The sequence below is a fragment of the Vibrio mytili genome, from assembly GCF_049563345.1.
GTDB classification, from domain to species: Bacteria; Pseudomonadota; Gammaproteobacteria; order Enterobacterales; family Vibrionaceae; genus Vibrio; species Vibrio mytili.
The window spans coordinates 1,995,259-2,011,295 of record NZ_CP110481.1 but is presented as its reverse complement, the minus strand read 5'-3'; the positions used below and the strand labels follow the sequence as shown (position 1 = coordinate 2,011,295).

Genomic DNA, 16,037 nt, shown 5'->3' with positions numbered 1-16,037 from the left:
ACAAAGGTCAGTAGACCCTAACTTCACGCATTTTTAGTGGATTCATAGTTTGAAAATAAAGCGATTTTTTGCCAAAGACATGCGAACGGCGCTGCTCCAAGTAAAAGAGGAGCTCGGCGCGGAAGCGGTGATCATGTCGAATAAAAAAGTAGCGGGTGGTGTAGCCATCGTCGCTGCGATCGATAATGAATCCAATCCGTCAGCCGCAAGTGCGTCTGCACAAAAGGGTCGCAATGCATCTCAGGCAAATGGTTACAATGAAAATCGTCAGATGTCCTCTTCTTCGGCAGAGCGCTACCAGCATCGCAATTTAGACGAAGACAAAATTAGTCTAAATAGTGAACGTTCGCAGCGTTACGGCCAACAGGGAGCGAGCAGCAGCGAAAAATCGGGGTCGATGACAAAGCGGTTCGCGAATATGCTCAAGCAATACAGTGTTGGCGCGAGTACTGAAGACGACTATACCGCTGAAAATGAAGATTCATTGTCAGCGTTACTTCAACGCCAAGACAAGCATCGCGATGGCTATCAGCAAGATAAACCAGCACCTTATCAACCGGACTCTCCTCTGGCGAAACTTATCGCTCAAGATGAACGTTTTGATCGCCCGACACCAAAATTAGATCCAACACGTTATGATCGCCGCCGGCCTTCAGATGAGCGAACTGAATCGGTTGATGAACTAGAAAACATGCGTGAAGAAATGGTTTCGATTCGTCGCTTGCTAGAGCACCAAGTTTCCGGGTTAATGTGGCAAGAAGTTGAACGTCGTGAACCGCTAAGAGCAATGTTGATCAAACGTTTAGAGCGGATGGGAATCTCTCCAGAACTCGCCGATCAAATGGCGTGCTATATTCCTGAAGAAACGCAACCAGCGCGAGCATGGAGAGCGCTACTTTCCCTTGTGGCAGACCAAATAACGGTGCCAAAGAAGGATATTTTAAAACGTGGTGGTGTTGTAGCATTGCTTGGGCCGACAGGCGTTGGTAAAACGACAACGGTCGCGAAACTCGCCGCTCGAGCTGCCATGGAATATGGTGCAGACAACGTAGCGCTTGTAACAACGGATACGTATCGTATCGGTGCGCATGAGCAATTGTCAATTTATGGCCGAATTATGGGTTGTCCCGTAAAAGTTGCTAAAGATTCTAATGAGTTAGCCGATGTTATATATCAGCTACGAAACAGAAAGTTAATTTTGGTCGATACCGCTGGAATGGGCCAACGAGATGTTCGGTTAACGGAACAGCTTGATACCTTAATGCAAGACAGCGGTGAAGTGATTCACAGCTACCTTGTATTACCCGCTACAGCGCAACGTCGTGTTTTACAAGAAACCTTAGATCATTTTAGGCGTATTCCTTTATCAGGTTGTATTATGACCAAACTTGATGAATCACTGAGTTTAGGTGAGTTCATCAGTGTGGTGATTCAAAATGCATTGCCTGTGGCCTACATCGCTAATGGTCAGCGGGTACCAGAAGACATTGTAATGGCTCAACCCAAATATATGCTTGCGAAAGCGAATGAACTGTTAGAGAAGTCGACAGAGAACGAACCTCACTTTTGGAACAGTGACAACGAAGGACTCTAGGGCGGCGGACTACTATGACTGATAATATGATAAACGATCAAGCAAGCGGCCTCCGTCGCTTAACACAACCATCGTTGACGAAAGTAATTGCGGTTACAGGCGGCAAAGGCGGTGTGGGTAAATCAAACGTAACATTGGGTTTGGCGATTTGTATGGCTCGTCAAGGCAAGAAGGTAATGGTTCTTGATGCTGACCTAGGCTTAGCAAATGTGGATGTCATGCTCGGTATTCGCGCTAAGCGCAACTTAGGGCATGTCCTCTCTGGCGAGTGTGAATTGAAAGATGCGGTTGTCGAGGGGCCATACGGGATAAAAATCATCCCTGCGACATCAGGTACGCAAAGTATGACGGAGTTGTCTCACGCGCAACATGCGGGTCTCATTCGGGCATTTGGAAGCTTAGAAGAAGAGATGGACGTGTTGCTCATTGATACCGCCGCAGGCATTTCTGACATGGTCATCAGCTTTTCACGTGCCGCTCAAGATGTCGTTGTCGTCGTCTGTGACGAGCCAACGTCGATCACTGATGCATATGCATTAATGAAGCTACTCAGTAAGGAACACCAAGTTCAGCGCTTCAAAGTCGTTGCAAATATGGTCAGAAGCTACCGAGAAGGTCGAGAATTATTTGCAAAGTTGACGTTGGTCACAGAGCGCTTCTTGAACGTAGGCCTAGAACTCGTAGCATGTATTCCACTTGATGATAATGTACGTCAGGCAGTAAAAAGACAGAAAATTGTCGTTGATGCGTTTCCACGTTCACCGGCAGCCTTGGCGATTAGCTCGCTGGCAAACAAAGCATTGACGTGGCCATTGCCAAAAACCCCAAGTGGGCACTTGGAGTTTTTTGTCGAAAGGCTACTAAACCGCACAGAATACGCAGAGGGCACTTTTGGTGAGTAAAGCGATAACCTATGACCAACATGGCAAATTTAACAGCCAGCAAGCGTTCATTGAGCGCTACTCCGTGTTGGTTAAGCGTATTGCTCATCACCTATTAGGACGCTTACCACCGAGCGTTCAAGTCGATGACTTAATACAGGCCGGTATGATTGGCCTTATCGAAGCTCAGCAGAATTATGATGGTTCTAAAGGCGCAAGCTTTGAAACCTACGCAGGTATCCGGATTCGTGGTGCCATGCTAGATGACATGCGTAAAGGCGACTGGGTGCCGCGATCCGTTCATAAGAATAACCGCGAGATCAATCAAGCCATTGCCGAGTTGGAAGGAAAGCTAAACCGCGACCCTACCGATGCGGAAATTGCCGCGCACCTAGAAATGACATTGAATCAATATCACAGCGCATTAACCGATATTAACAGCTCCAAAATTGTTGGTATTGAGGATTTAGGTGTCTCTGATGATGTGATATCGCCTGTGGATGAGAGTGACAACAATAACCCATTTAAAGGGGTTGCTGATGAGTCATTCCGAAAAGCACTGGTTGATTCAATAAAACAACTGCCAGAGCGGGAAGCTTTGGTACTTTCGCTTTACTATGACGAAGAACTGAATTTAAAAGAGATTGGCGATGTGTTGGGCGTAAGCGAATCTCGCGTAAGTCAAATACTGAGTCAATCGATGCAACGTTTACGTACCAAGCTCAGTGCGTGGACACAAAATGACTAAAAACACTGACTTTACGATTCAGTGGAGGCAATTTTGAATAAAAACATGAAGATCCTTATTGTTGATGATTTCTCAACGATGCGCCGTATTGTTAAAAACCTGCTTCGTGATTTGGGTTTCAATAACACTCAAGAGGCGGATGATGGTTTAACGGCATTACCAATGTTGAAAAAAGGTGACTTCGATTTTGTAGTAACTGACTGGAATATGCCAGGTATGCAAGGCATCGATTTGCTAAAACACATTCGAGCAGACGCAGAACTAAAGCACCTGCCGGTTCTTATGATCACTGCGGAAGCAAAACGTGAGCAGATCATCGAGGCAGCTCAAGCCGGGGTTAATGGTTACATTGTTAAACCATTTACGGCTGCAACATTAAAAGAAAAATTAGACAAAATTTTTGAGCGTTTATAACCCTAGCCATCTTAGTTATTCGAGTCGTTCATACTAATTATTACCCACTTAAACAATGGCTCGTCTGGCGTTTTACAATGATAGGAAGAACTCATACCAACCCCAGTGATTACCACATCAATCTTGTTGGGAAAATGCGCGTGTCTTAGAAGTGAAAGCCACTCAAAACGCTTTTCCGCTCTCGGTAATTGTTCTGTGCACTTTTCTGCAATGGAATGACCGGAATTGGTATAAACGTAAAAGGATCTATTCAGAATGATCTCACTAGAGCAAGCCAAATCGCTCGTGCAGATGCTAGAAAAGGGGCAACAAGAGCAAGCAAATATGCTCGTTGCCTCTATATATGAAGGTGCGGGAAGTCCAATGCTGCAAGAGATTGGACTATTAACTCGTGACCTTCACGATTCGTTAAAGCATTTCAATCTCGATCAACGTATGACGGAAATCGCAAAAGATGAAATCCCAGATGCCAGGGATCGTCTTAACTACGTCATCGAAAAAACTGAGCTCGCGGCAAACAAGACAATGGATGCGGTGGACTGCTGCTTTCCCATTGCTGATAACTTGAATGACTGCTTACAACAAGTTCGTCCCCAATGGAACGAGTTGATGCATGGCCGTATCGAATTAAGTGAATTCAAAGCACTTTGCCACCGTATCGATGAATTATTGGTTCAGGTGGAAGGGGATAGCACAGAACTACGCGGCCAACTGACAGAAATTCTTATGGCGCAAGACTTTCAAGACTTAACGGGACAAATTATTCGCCGAGTTATTACACTCGTGGAAGAAGTTGAAGGCCGTTTAGTGGAAATTCTTACCGTATTTTCTGGTAACAAAAGTGATGACCAGTCTCAAGTTTTACCAGAATCAGCAGATAAAAAGACTAAACCATCATCAAGCGAAGCTGAAGGCCCTATTCTTCATCCGGAACAAAGAGAAGATGCGGTTTCATCGCAGGACGAAGTCGACGACTTGCTGTCCAGTCTTGGATTTTAAAGGTAACGTATGAGCTACGATTTAGACGAAGATATTCTTCAGGATTTTCTTATTGAAGCTGGAGAAATTCTCGAACTGCTCTCTGAGCAGTTGGTTGAATTGGAAAATAACCCAGAAGACAAAGATTTACTTAATGCGATTTTCCGCGGCTTCCACACGGTTAAAGGTGGTGCGGGCTTCCTGTCTTTAGCTGAACTAGTGGATACCTGTCATGGCGCCGAAAACGTGTTTGACGTATTGAGAAACGGACAACGCACGGTGACTCAAAGCCTGATGGACACCATGCTCAGAGCACTTGATACGGTGAATACTCAATTCCAAGCCGTTCAAGAGCGTGAAACTCTGCAAGCTGCGGATCCCGCTTTGCTCGAAGAACTTCATCGCTTATGTAAGCCAGAGTCGGCTCAAGAAGCAGCGGAGGCCGTGAATGACACGCCTGTTGCAGCTCAAGAGCCTGTCGTCGAAGAACCTGTAGCGGCCGAGCCTGCTGAACAAGCTTCCGCAGCCACCTCCAACGTGGGTTCTGTGGATGAAATTACACAGGACGAATTCGAAAAACTGCTTGATGAACTGCACGGGAAAGGTTCGGCGCCTGGTGCTCCAGTTTCTACGCCAGTAACATCGCAGCAAAGCAGCGCTTCTCCAACGGAAAGCGGTGATATCACCGATGACGAATTCGAAAAACTATTAGATGAGTTACATGGAGTAGGAAAAAGCCCGACAGCGTCTACTTCTCAGCCTGTTGAGCCCGCAAAGCCAGAAACGCCTTCAGCGTCGACTTCGGTACCGTCGTCAGCAAATAACAGTGACAGCGACTTGATGACTGACGAAGAGTTCGAAAAGCTACTTGATGAGCTGCATGGCACCGGCAAAGGCCCTACGCTTGAAGAGCTAGAAGCTGCAACCAAGCCTGCCGCTGCAAATAGTGCACCTCCGAGAACGCCGACAAGCGAGCCAAAACAACCGATAACGACGCCGAAAGCAGAAGCGCCTAAGCAAGAAAAAGCACAATCTCAACCTGTTGCGGTAAAAGAAGAAGCGAAAGCTGCTGCGCCTGTGGTGAAAAAACCGCAAGCAGAAGCGACAGTTCGTGTCGATACATCAACGCTTGATACTATCATGAATATGGTTGGCGAGTTGGTGCTGGTGCGTAACCGACTGTTAAGCCTTGGCTTAAATAGTAACGACGAAGAAATGTCGAAAGCGGTCTCGAACCTAGATGTCGTTACCGCGGATCTTCAGGGTGCGGTGATGAAAACACGCATGCAGCCAATCAAAAAAGTGTTCGGCCGCTTCCCGCGTGTCGTACGTGACCTCGCTCGTAACTTAAATAAAGACATTGTGCTCGAAATGCGCGGTGAAGAAACCGACTTAGATAAAAACCTTGTGGAAGCATTGGCCGATCCTTTGATTCACTTGGTGCGTAACTCAGTCGATCATGGCATTGAAATGCCAGAAGCGCGGTTAGAAGCCGGAAAGTCACGCACTGGTAAGGTTATTCTTGCTGCGTCTCAAGAGGGCGATCATATTGAACTTTCTATCGTCGATGATGGCGGTGGTATGGATCCAAACAAACTTCGTGGTATTGCGGTAAAACGTGGAATGATGGACGAAGATGCCGCTGCTCGTCTGACGGATAAAGAGTGTTTCAATCTGATTTTTGCACCGGGCTTCTCGAGCAAAGATAAAATTTCAGATATCTCGGGCCGTGGTGTCGGTATGGATGTGGTGAAAACGGCAATCAATACTCTAAATGGCTCGATAGATATTGACTCTGAGTTAGGTAAAGGCACCAAGATTACCATCAAAGTTCCGCTTACCTTGGCCATCTTACCGACCTTAATGGTGGGCGTTGGTGGTCATCCGTTTGCGCTGCCTCTAGCATCCGTAAACGAGATTTTCCATTTGGATTTAAGCCGCACGAACGTGGTGGATGGTCAATTGACGATTATTGTCCGTGATAAGTCGATTCCACTGTTCTATTTACAAAACTGGTTATCAAATAAACCGAAAAATGTTGAGCAACGTACAGGTCATGGTCACGTCGTGATTGTGCAACTTGGCAGTCAACGTGTTGGTTTTGTTGTCGATACACTGATCGGTCAGGAAGAGGTGGTGATAAAACCATTGGACAAGTTGCTGCAAGGCACTCCTGGCATGGCTGGTGCAACGATTACCAGTGATGGACACATCGCATTGATTTTAGATGTGCCAGATTTATTGACTCGATACGCGTCCGCTTCACGCATATAAGTGGTTGTTTATACAAGCGTGTAGTTATTTATACAAGCCTGTACTTATATAAGCGAATAGTTATATAAGCGTATAGTTATAAAAGGAATAAAATGGCGATTAAAGTACTGGTAGTTGATGATTCGAGCTTTTTCCGACGCCGTGTTAGTGAAATCATTAACTCTGAAACGCGCTTGGAAGTGATCGATGTTGCGGTCAACGGTCGAGAGGCTGTAGAGAAAGCCAAGTCTCTTAAGCCAGACGTCATTACGATGGACATCGAAATGCCAGTGATGGATGGCATCACGGCTGTACGTGAGATCATGGCAGCTTGTCCAACACCGATCCTAATGTTTTCTTCTTTGACGCATGATGGAGCGAAAGCAACGTTAGATGCGCTAGATGCTGGCGCATTGGATTTCTTGCCTAAAAAGTTTGAAGACATCGCACGTAACCGTGACGAAGCCGTTTCGTTACTTCAACAACGCGTTATTCAAATTGCCTCTAAACGTGCATTTTTGCGCCGACCAATGGCAAGGACAGCAACATCACCTTTAGCATCGTCGACGAAACTGAGCTCAAGTCGTGTCGCTGCCTCAGCACCTGTCACCTCCGCGGCTCGTGCGGTTGCGACTAAGTTTCGTGCCTCGGGTAAAAAGTATCAGTTGACGGCGATCGGTACCTCCACGGGCGGTCCAGTGGCTTTGCAAAAGATTTTGACTCGCTTGCCGATGAATTACCCTCATCCCATCGTGCTGATTCAACACATGCCTGCAACCTTTACTGCCGCGTTTGCTAGTCGTTTGAATTCTTTGTGTAAAATACAAGTGAAAGAAGCGCAAGATGGCGATGTGCTCAAGCCTGGTGTGGCTTATTTGGCCCCCGGTGGTAAGCAGATGATGGTCGATGGCCGTGCCGGTGCGGCTCGATTACGTATCATTGACGGTGGTGAGCGTATGAACTACAAGCCATGCGTTGATGTGACGTTTGGCTCGGCCGCCAAAGTATACGGCGATAAAGTCCTTTCGATGGTGCTTACTGGTATGGGAGCAGATGGTCGAGAAGGTGCACGCATGTTGAAATCTGCTGGCTCAACGATTTGGGCGCAAGACGAAGAAAGCTGTGTTGTCTATGGTATGCCGCAGGCGGTTGCAAAGGCAGGGATCTCTAGCGAAGATTTGCCACTTGAGCGTATTTCTGAGCGTATCTTGATCGAAGTAGGTTTGGCGTAGGAATAATCATGATTGTTTGGAGTGTAGCTAACCAAAAAGGCGGGGTGGGCAAAACCACATCTACAGTGACCCTTGCAGGGCTACTGAGCCAACAAGGTCATCGTGTACTCTTGGTCGACACCGATCCTCACGCTTCGCTAACGACCTACCTTGGTTACGACCCTGACGGAGTGACGTCGAGCTTATTTGATCTGTTTCAGCTAAAAGCATTTTCCCGAGAGGTAGTGAAGCCACTGATATTAGAGACTGACATCGAGCGGATTGACATGATTCCAGCTCATATGTCGCTCGCGACCCTAGATCGTGTTATGGGTAACCGTAATGGTATGGGGTTGATATTAAAGCGCGCGCTCAAAGCGGTCTCGCAAGATTATGACTATGTATTGATTGATTGCCCCCCTATTCTGGGAGTAATGATGGTTAATGCTTTGGCGGCTAGCGATCGTATTTTGATTCCTGTTCAAACAGAATTCCTAGCCATGAAAGGCTTAGAGCGCATGATGCGTACGTTAACCATCATGCAGAAGTCACGTCCGGGTGGATTTAAAGTGACGATTGTTCCGACCATGTACGATAAGCGAACTCGTGCGTCATTGCAGACGTTAACTCAGTTGAAGCGAGATTATCCGAATCAAGTCTGGGCGTCTGCGGTACCGATCGACACTAAGTTTCGAGACGCAAGCTTAAAACGTTTACCTGCCTCTCATTTTGCTTCAGGTAGTCGAGGTGTGTTTGCTTACAAACAACTGTTGATTTACTTGGAGAGGTTAGCGTTAGATGAGCAGTAACAACGTACTTTCCGGTGAGCAAGCGCTGGATGATTACTTTAACGCGCTGCTTGGCGAAGAAATGACGCTGACGGAAGATGACCAATCACTTAACGTTGTAGAGAGTGTGTCATCATCTGTAGAGCCAGAGCCAGAGCCAGAGCCAGAGCCAGAGCCAGAGCCAGAGGTGCAGTTGCAATATGCTGAACCTGCGCGATACCCGCTGCAAGTGCCACCACCAGAGTTGGAAGCCCCTAACCTGGAAGATGTGCAGAGGTTACTGAGCCAGTTGGAGTCGACCAATGTGGTTGCTGAGTTGGGTATTGATGACATCTTTCATCAAAACACCATCGACATCGCCCCAGAGACTAAACCTGCTGAGCCAGACGTTGTTAGCTTGGTTGACGTCGAAGAGTGTAACGATGAAATCCAAGATTGGGTCATCGAAGAGCCTGCAGTTGCAACGATATCGACTCAGGTTGCAGACCTTGAGCCAGTCAAAGAACAAGAAATCGACACCGAACAACATACGGAAGTTGAACTCGAGGCACAAGTTGAACTCGAGACACAAGCGGGCAGTGAGATTCCAATTGGTTGGGAAAGCACTGCAAGAAATACAGACTTTCAAGTCCTTTATTTCGATGTGAATAATGTAACGTTTGCTGTACCACTAGATGAGCTAGGGGGCATTCATCGTATCAGTGAATTGAATCACTTGATCGGAAAACCCGCTTGGTATCTTGGGCTGCAAGCCAGTCGCGAACAGAAATTTGATGTTGTCGATACTGCAAAGTGGGTGATGGCAGACAAATTGCTAGATGAACATTATAAAGAGAGCTACCAGTACGTTGTCATGCTCGGAGAAAGCATGTGGGGATTAGCTAGCCATCAGTTGATGGGAACGGAAACCCTAAACGTCGACAAAGTTCGTTGGCGGGAACTGCCTGGCAAACGCCCTTGGCTTGCGGGTATGGTGAAAGAAAAGATGTGTGCTTTGATTCATGTTCAAGCACTGATTGACATGCTAAACGCAGGTTTAGACGTCAAATCAATGAATTAGATTTTGGTCGGGAACGACATTAACGAGGATTAACTATGTCTCAAGCTTTTGAAGTAGAAGTAAAGAAAGATGCATCGACTGACGAAGTGCTTCAGTGGGTGACGTTCCAGTTAGAGGAAGAAACTTACGGCATCAATGTGATGCAAGTGCGTGAGGTGCTTCGCTACACAGAAATTGCGCCCGTTCCAGGTGCTCCTGATTATGTACTGGGAATTATTAACCTACGTGGTAATGTGGTTACGGTTATTGATACCCGGTCACGATTTGGCTTAATGGAAGGTGAAGTAACGGACAATACGCGCATTATCGTTATTGAGTCGGAGCGTCAAGTTATTGGCATCTTAGTTGATAGTGTTGCTGAGGTTGTTTACCTACGCTCTTCTGAAATAGATACGACACCTTCTGTCGGTACCGATGAAAGTGCTAAATTTATCCAGGGTGTGAGCAACCGTGACGGTAAGTTGCTGATCTTAGTTGACTTGAATAAGCTTCTAAGTGACGATGAGTGGGATGAAATGGCTCACCTTTAATTGGCTGAATAAACATGGCTGAACAAATCTTGCAGTCACTACCATTCATTGCGGGTGGTATTGCTTTTATATTGTTGGTTTTGGTTGTTGTGCAGATGCGCTCTCGCTCAGTTTTGCAAAGGCAACTTGATCAACAGCGAAAGCATGCACGAAATGCAGACAAAGAAGTCGAAAAGCTAACTAAGCAGTTGCTTGAAGTTCGCTCAGTGGTGGTTGGCTTAGGCCAAAAGGTCACAGAGCAGCAAGACATTCTGAAACACCTCAATGAACGAATCCGCGAGTTGGAGCATGCTGATACGGACGGCCGTTTGTATAGCCGAGCGTCCAAGATGGTTCAACTAGGTGCAGATATCAATGAACTGATTGAAGAGTGTGAGTTACCCAAGGCCGAAGCTGAGTTAATGCTCTCACTGCAAAAGAAATTAGCGGGGCAAGAAAAAGTTCCGCCATTGAGTGGTCAGCCTACGGAGAGCGCCAGCCAGCCAGGTCGTGGTCGACGACGTTAAAAATTAAAAAGAAGCTTAGGCTTCTTTTTTTGTGCCTTGCATTTTCTAGATGCTATCCCTAACGAGAAGCGTTCTGATCCTACTACTGTCCTGAACAAGTCATTATGTCTAGAGGTAGCCAATTGTGGTTATTTTTATAAAAATGTGATGATAAGTTAACAAAAATACAGGAACTTACGATTCTGTCTTGCCCATAATCCTGTTTCGTAGCAAGTAAGCTGTGATACTATTGCAGCCCGTTTGTTTTTTAGTTGATCCCCTATGTTAGAAGTCTCTCACCTGACCGCGATTCGTGATGAAAGGGTATTGTTTGAAAACCTAGAATTTAACATTAAGCCGGGTGAATTAGTCCAGATCGAAGGGCGTAATGGTACAGGTAAAACCACTTTGCTTCGCATCATAACCGGAATAGGAGACAGAGAAGAAGGCTTCATCAAATGGAAAGGCGAAAAGATTGAAAAATCACGTGATATTTTCCATCAAGATTTGCTTTTTCTTGGGCATCAAACAGGCATTAAACGAGAACTCACCGCGTTAGAAAACCTCCGTTTCTATCAATCGATTCAAAATAACAGCGCCTCTGATGAAGAGATTTTTTCGGCGTTAACGCAAGTCGGGCTGGCTGGGCGAGAAGAAGTGCCTGTTGCAAAACTATCCGCTGGTCAACAAAGACGAGTCGCCTTAGCAAGATTGTGGTTGAGTAAACAAATTTTATGGATTTTAGATGAACCACTCACGGCAATTGATAAGCAAGGTGTTAAGGTTCTTGAAACCTTATTCATGCGTCATGTTGATAATGGGGGCATCGTGATATTAACCACGCACCAAGACATGTTTGCGGTCAGTCCAAAGCTTAGAAAAATCAAATTGGGTGATTGATATGATTGCATCGATGACCACCATCATTCGCCGCGAATTGTTAATCGCGTTTCGTCGTCAGGCCGATATTTTAAACCCACTGTGGTTTTTTATTATTGTCATTACCTTGTTTCCTCTCAGTATTGGGCCTGAACCAAATTTGTTAGCACGTATTGCAGCGGGCATTGTTTGGGTTGCCGCATTACTATCTGCCTTATTATCATTGGAGCGCCTGTTTCGTGATGATTTTCAAGATGGTGCATTGGAACAGATGATGTTAATGCCAATGCCATTGCAACTAGTAGTGGTTTCAAAGGTCATAGCACATTGGTTATTAACGGGATTGCCTCTTATCCTGATTAGCCCATTATTGGCGGTGTTACTTTCGCTCGATTTCAATACTTGGCTATCGGTTGTGTTGACTTTGATGATCGGTACTCCGACGCTAAGTTTTATTGGGGCGATTGGTGTTGCCCTAACAGTTGGGTTACAAAAGGGCGGCGTACTGTTAAGTTTGCTTATTCTTCCGCTCTATATCCCAATTTTGATTTTTGCAACATCGGCAATTGATGCTGCTGCACTCGGTATGGCGTATAACGGTCAATTAGCAATATTAGGTGCGATGCTTATGGGCGCGATGACATTAACGCCTTTTGCTATCAGTGCCGCACTACGAGTTAGTGTTAATTAACTCATTTAAGCACCAGCGAATCGGTGTTCGATCAAAGAATTATTATTAAAGCACTGCTACGGTCCAACCTTTAGACAGTGTCCCTGAAGTAAGAGTGAGAACAAAACATGTGGAAATGGCTACATCCTTACGCCAAGCCAGAAGCAGCTTACCATTTGAGCGGTAAGTTTCTGCCTTGGTTTTCTGTATTGGCCCTCGTATGCTTATCGGTTGGTACGGTTTGGGGACTGGCATTTGCGCCTTCCGACTACCAACAAGGTGACAGCTTCCGAATCATCTACATCCATGTCCCTGCTGCGATTTGGTCAATGGGCATATATATGTCGATGGCAATTGCCGCATTCATTGGCTTAGTATGGCAGGTACGTCTGTCTGACATGGCGGCACTTGCGATGGCGCCGGTTGGTGCGGTGTTTACCTTTATCGCTCTGCTCACTGGTGCTGTTTGGGGCAAACCGATGTGGGGGACTTGGTGGGTCTGGGATGCCCGTCTTACCTCAGAATTGATTCTTCTATTTCTTTACCTTGGTGTTATTGCGTTGTATCACGCATTTGACGATCAAAAAACAGCAGCCAAAGCCGCGGGTATTCTGGCGATTGTTGGCGTTGTGAATTTACCTATCATTCACTTTTCCGTTGAGTGGTGGAATACCTTGCACCAAGGTGCGACGATTACGAAATTTGAACAACCTTCTATCTCATCCGACATGCTTTGGCCGTTATTGCTGAACATTTTTGGTTTTGCATTCTTCTTTGGCGCAGTGACTATGGTGCGTTTTCGCAACGAAATCATCAGTAAAGAGAGTCACCGTCCTTGGGTGCGTAAACTTGCAACAGAACACACTCAGTGAGGTAATTGATTATGCATTTTGAATCTCTGAGCGACTTTTTTGCCATGGGCGGCTATGCATCATACGTATGGAGCGCGTTCAGTATTACTTTCTTATCCATGCTGATTCTTCTGATCACCAGCCTTCGTCGCGGTGATGCATTATTGAAAGAAGTGAAAGCAAAAATTGAGCGCCAAGCACGTATTGACGCAGCAAAGAATATGGAGAACACCCTATGAATCCGAGACGTAAAAAGAGGCTGGGAATTGTCTTGGCAATCTTTATCGGTATCAGTGCGACCATCGGTTTAATTATCTACGCACTCAACCAGAATATGGACTTGTTCTACACGCCAACAGAACTGGTCAATGGTAAGCCTGATGGTACGAAACCGGAAGTTGGTCAGCGTTTGCGCATTGGTGGCATGGTGGTAAAAGGTTCGGTGCGTCGCGACCCTAACTCTCTTAAAGTCAGCTTTGACCTACATGATATTGGCCCTAAAGTCACGGTGACCTACGATGGTATTCTGCCGGATTTGTTCCGTGAAGGTCAGGGGATTGTTGCACAAGGTGTACTCAAAGATGCTACCACCATCGAAGCGTTCGAGGTGTTAGCCAAGCATGACGAAGAATACATGCCTCCAGAAATTGCAGAAGCGATGAAAAAAACGCATGATCCTTTGCAATACACAACTGAACAGACACAAGGAAGCGGTCAATGATTGCTGAAATCGGTCACTTTGCCCTCATTTTATCACTCGCGATGGCCGCATTGCTGAGTATATTGCCGTTGTGGGGAGCATCGAATAACAACACCATGCTGATGAACACTGCAAGACCGTTATCTTGGTCCATGTTCCTTATGCTATTGTTCTCGTTTGCCATTTTATGTTGGGCATTTTATACCAACGACTTTACGCTTCAGTACGTTGCGAGCAACTCCAATAGCCAGCTTCCTTGGTACTATCGTATAACTGCGGTTTGGGGTGCCCACGAAGGCTCGTTGTTGCTTTGGGTGCTGATTCAAGCCGCGTGGACGGTCGCGGTTGCAACATTCAGTCGTGGTATGCCACAGGAATCGGTAGCACGTGTATTAGCAGTGATGGGGATGATTTCCGTCGGCTTTCTGATGTTTATCATTTTCACCTCTAGCCCATTTTTGCGTACGTTGCCTTTCTTCCCCGTTGATGGCCGTGATTTGAACCCACTGCTTCAAGATCCAGGGCTAATCGTACATCCCCCTATGCTATATATGGGATACGTTGGGTTTTCTGTTGCTTTTTCTTTCGCTATCGCGTCATTAATGACAGGGCGTCTTGATACCGCATGGGCTCGTTGGTCTCGTCCTTGGACGACGGCAGCTTGGGTATTTCTAACGTTAGGCATCGCACTCGGCTCTTGGTGGGCATACTACGAGCTTGGTTGGGGTGGCTGGTGGTTCTGGGATCCAGTAGAAAACGCATCATTTATGCCTTGGTTGGCCGGTACCGCGCTAATGCACTCGCTTGCGGTAACTGAAAAGCGCGGGACATTTAAAGCTTGGACGGTATTGCTGGCAATCTCTGCTTTTTCTCTCAGTTTGCTTGGCACCTTCTTGGTTCGTTCCGGTATTTTAGTGTCGGTACACGCGTTTGCTTCTGATCCGTCACGCGGTATGTTTATCCTCGGCTTCCTTGTGTTTGTTATCGGTGGCTCGTTACTGCTCTTTGCTCTAAAAGGCGCGTCGGTCAGAGTCAGAGGCAACTTCGAGTTAGTCTCTCGTGAAAACGTGTTGCTGGGCAATAACGTTTTATTGATTGCGGCACTTGTTGTGGTGCTGGTGGGCACACTGTTGCCACTGGTTCACAAACAGATAGGTCTCGGCTCTGTGTCAATCGGCGCACCGTTTTTTGATATGTTGTTTGCATGGTTGATGATGCCATTTGCTTTCTTACTTGGCATTGGCCCTTTGATTCGCTGGAAGCGAGATCAGTTATCATCCATTGTTAAGCCAATGATTGTTTCCGGTGTCACTTCTTTTGTTCTGGGCGCTATTTGTGTCTACCTGTTTGCTGATTACTTCTCAACCATGGCTTACATCGGGTGGGTGATGGCCATTTGGATTATCGCAATGCATGGGTTTGAACTGCATGAGCGCGCGACACACCGTCATACCTTCATTGATGGCGTTCGCAAGCTGCAACGCAGTCACTGGGCGATGATGTGTGGACATATTGGTCTGGCTGTTACCATTATTGGTATTGCAATGGTGCAAAACTACAGTATCGAACGCGACGTACGTTTGGCACCGGGGGAGCACTTCCAAATCCAAGGTTATGATTTTTATTTCTCAGGCTTACGTGATAAAGACGGTCCGAACTACGATGGTTACATTGCAGACTTTGAAGTGACTCATGATGGGCAATACATCAATACCCTGCACGCGGAGAAGCGCTTCTACCGAACCGCAAAATCCATGATGACAGAAGCAGCAATCGATCGCGGCGTGACGCGTGATCTCTACATTGCGATGGGTGAACGTCTAGATGATAACCGTTCTTGGGCTGTCCGTATTTACTACAAGCCGTTCGTACGTTGGATCTGGGCAGGCGCGCTGATCATGGCGATTGGTGGTGGGCTTGCTATCTCTGACAAACGTTATCGATTCCGTAAGTCGTCGAAGTTAAGTGATAAGACAAAGGAGCAAGTGGCCTAAT

Annotated in this window: 17 protein-coding genes; all 17 read left to right on the top strand. The window is 46.4% G+C overall.

What is annotated here, in order from left to right; all coding sequences use genetic code 11:
- The first annotated feature begins 49 nt into the window (after positions 1-49).
- The 17 genes from flhF to ONE56_RS09140 all read left to right on the top strand — a co-directional run bounded on the left by flhF (position 50) and on the right by ONE56_RS09140 (position 16,036).
- Complete coding sequence (gene flhF, locus ONE56_RS09220) at positions 50-1,594, top strand: flagellar biosynthesis protein FlhF (protein ID WP_423839718.1); 1,545 nt, start codon at positions 50-52, stop codon at positions 1,592-1,594.
- Positions 1,595-1,608: 14 nt separating this feature from the next.
- Positions 1,609-2,496, top strand: a complete 888-nt coding sequence (locus tag ONE56_RS09215) for a MinD/ParA family protein (protein WP_423839717.1) — start codon at positions 1,609-1,611, stop codon at positions 2,494-2,496.
- Positions 2,489-3,223: an RNA polymerase sigma factor FliA gene (locus ONE56_RS09210; protein WP_041155662.1), complete on the top strand. Its 735-nt coding sequence runs from the start codon at positions 2,489-2,491 to the stop codon at positions 3,221-3,223. Before ONE56_RS09215 ends, ONE56_RS09210 begins: the two co-directional genes overlap by 8 nt.
- Positions 3,224-3,268: 45 nt before the next feature.
- The gene (cheY, locus tag ONE56_RS09205) at positions 3,269-3,637 is read left to right on the top strand and encodes a chemotaxis response regulator CheY (RefSeq protein ID WP_017635949.1); all 369 of its coding nucleotides are present in this window, start codon (positions 3,269-3,271) and stop codon (positions 3,635-3,637) included.
- Between the two features lie 255 nt (positions 3,638-3,892).
- On the top strand, positions 3,893-4,636 hold the full coding sequence (locus ONE56_RS09200) for a protein phosphatase CheZ (RefSeq protein ID WP_331437334.1): 744 nt from the start codon (positions 3,893-3,895) through the stop codon (positions 4,634-4,636).
- Positions 4,637-4,645: 9 nt separating this feature from the next.
- Positions 4,646-6,889 carry a chemotaxis protein CheW gene (locus ONE56_RS09195; RefSeq protein WP_423839716.1) on the top strand — a complete coding sequence of 748 codons (2,244 nt, stop codon included), beginning with the start codon at positions 4,646-4,648 and terminating at the stop codon, positions 6,887-6,889.
- A 92-nt stretch (positions 6,890-6,981) separates the two neighbouring features.
- Positions 6,982-8,100 carry a protein-glutamate methylesterase/protein-glutamine glutaminase gene (locus ONE56_RS09190; protein ID WP_423839715.1) on the top strand — a complete coding sequence of 373 codons (1,119 nt, stop codon included), beginning with the start codon at positions 6,982-6,984 and terminating at the stop codon, positions 8,098-8,100.
- 8 nt (positions 8,101-8,108) lie between these two features.
- The gene (locus ONE56_RS09185; RefSeq protein WP_041155665.1) at positions 8,109-8,888 is read left to right on the top strand and encodes a ParA family protein; all 780 of its coding nucleotides are present in this window, start codon (positions 8,109-8,111) and stop codon (positions 8,886-8,888) included.
- On the top strand, positions 8,878-9,927 hold the full coding sequence (locus ONE56_RS09180) for a chemotaxis protein CheW (RefSeq protein ID WP_423839714.1): 1,050 nt from the start codon (positions 8,878-8,880) through the stop codon (positions 9,925-9,927). Before ONE56_RS09185 ends, ONE56_RS09180 begins: the two co-directional genes overlap by 11 nt.
- Positions 9,928-9,962: 35 nt before the next feature.
- Positions 9,963-10,457 (top strand): chemotaxis protein CheW, encoded by a 495-nt coding sequence (locus ONE56_RS09175; protein ID WP_041155667.1) that lies wholly within the window; start codon positions 9,963-9,965, stop codon positions 10,455-10,457.
- 14 nt (positions 10,458-10,471) lie between these two features.
- A complete protein-coding gene (locus tag ONE56_RS09170; protein ID WP_331437339.1) occupies positions 10,472-10,963 on the top strand; it encodes a DUF2802 domain-containing protein in 492 nt (163 codons plus the stop codon).
- A gap of 261 nt (positions 10,964-11,224) precedes the next feature.
- Positions 11,225-11,842 carry a cytochrome c biogenesis heme-transporting ATPase CcmA gene (ccmA, locus tag ONE56_RS09165; RefSeq protein ID WP_423839713.1) on the top strand — a complete coding sequence of 206 codons (618 nt, stop codon included), beginning with the start codon at positions 11,225-11,227 and terminating at the stop codon, positions 11,840-11,842.
- A 1-nt stretch (position 11,843) separates the two neighbouring features.
- Positions 11,844-12,512, top strand: a complete 669-nt coding sequence (gene ccmB, locus ONE56_RS09160; RefSeq protein WP_041155670.1) for a heme exporter protein CcmB — start codon at positions 11,844-11,846, stop codon at positions 12,510-12,512.
- A gap of 107 nt (positions 12,513-12,619) precedes the next feature.
- Positions 12,620-13,363, top strand: coding sequence for a heme ABC transporter permease (locus ONE56_RS09155; protein WP_423839712.1), 744 nt, complete (start codon positions 12,620-12,622; stop codon positions 13,361-13,363).
- 11 nt (positions 13,364-13,374) lie between these two features.
- The gene (ccmD, locus tag ONE56_RS09150; RefSeq protein WP_041155672.1) at positions 13,375-13,581 is read left to right on the top strand and encodes a heme exporter protein CcmD; all 207 of its coding nucleotides are present in this window, start codon (positions 13,375-13,377) and stop codon (positions 13,579-13,581) included.
- Positions 13,578-14,063 (top strand): cytochrome c maturation protein CcmE, encoded by a 486-nt coding sequence (gene ccmE, locus ONE56_RS09145; protein WP_423839711.1) that lies wholly within the window; start codon positions 13,578-13,580, stop codon positions 14,061-14,063. The genes ccmD and ccmE overlap by 4 nt, the downstream gene beginning before the upstream one ends.
- Positions 14,060-16,036 (top strand): heme lyase CcmF/NrfE family subunit, encoded by a 1,977-nt coding sequence (locus ONE56_RS09140; protein ID WP_041155674.1) that lies wholly within the window; start codon positions 14,060-14,062, stop codon positions 16,034-16,036. The genes ccmE and ONE56_RS09140 overlap by 4 nt, the downstream gene beginning before the upstream one ends.
- Position 16,037: the final 1 nt, after the last annotated feature.

Coding starts and splice junctions, on each gene's coding strand:
- ccmD (WP_041155672.1), top strand. CDS start 13,375: ATGCATTTTGAATCTCTGAGCGACTTTTTTGCCATGGGCGGCTATGCA.
- ccmE (WP_423839711.1), top strand. CDS start 13,578: ATGAATCCGAGACGTAAAAAGAGGCTGGGAATTGTCTTGGCAATCTTT.
- cheY (WP_017635949.1), top strand. CDS start 3,269: ATGAAGATCCTTATTGTTGATGATTTCTCAACGATGCGCCGTATTGTT.
- ONE56_RS09185 (WP_041155665.1), top strand. CDS start 8,109: ATGATTGTTTGGAGTGTAGCTAACCAAAAAGGCGGGGTGGGCAAAACC.
- ccmA (WP_423839713.1), top strand. CDS start 11,225: ATGTTAGAAGTCTCTCACCTGACCGCGATTCGTGATGAAAGGGTATTG.
- ONE56_RS09200 (WP_331437334.1), top strand. CDS start 3,893: ATGATCTCACTAGAGCAAGCCAAATCGCTCGTGCAGATGCTAGAAAAG.
- ONE56_RS09175 (WP_041155667.1), top strand. CDS start 9,963: ATGTCTCAAGCTTTTGAAGTAGAAGTAAAGAAAGATGCATCGACTGAC.
- ONE56_RS09190 (WP_423839715.1), top strand. CDS start 6,982: ATGGCGATTAAAGTACTGGTAGTTGATGATTCGAGCTTTTTCCGACGC.
- ONE56_RS09215 (WP_423839717.1), top strand. CDS start 1,609: ATGACTGATAATATGATAAACGATCAAGCAAGCGGCCTCCGTCGCTTA.
- ONE56_RS09140 (WP_041155674.1), top strand. CDS start 14,060: ATGATTGCTGAAATCGGTCACTTTGCCCTCATTTTATCACTCGCGATG.
- ONE56_RS09180 (WP_423839714.1), top strand. CDS start 8,878: ATGAGCAGTAACAACGTACTTTCCGGTGAGCAAGCGCTGGATGATTAC.
- ONE56_RS09195 (WP_423839716.1), top strand. CDS start 4,646: ATGAGCTACGATTTAGACGAAGATATTCTTCAGGATTTTCTTATTGAA.
- ONE56_RS09170 (WP_331437339.1), top strand. CDS start 10,472: ATGGCTGAACAAATCTTGCAGTCACTACCATTCATTGCGGGTGGTATT.
- ccmB (WP_041155670.1), top strand. CDS start 11,844: ATGATTGCATCGATGACCACCATCATTCGCCGCGAATTGTTAATCGCG.
- ONE56_RS09155 (WP_423839712.1), top strand. CDS start 12,620: ATGTGGAAATGGCTACATCCTTACGCCAAGCCAGAAGCAGCTTACCAT.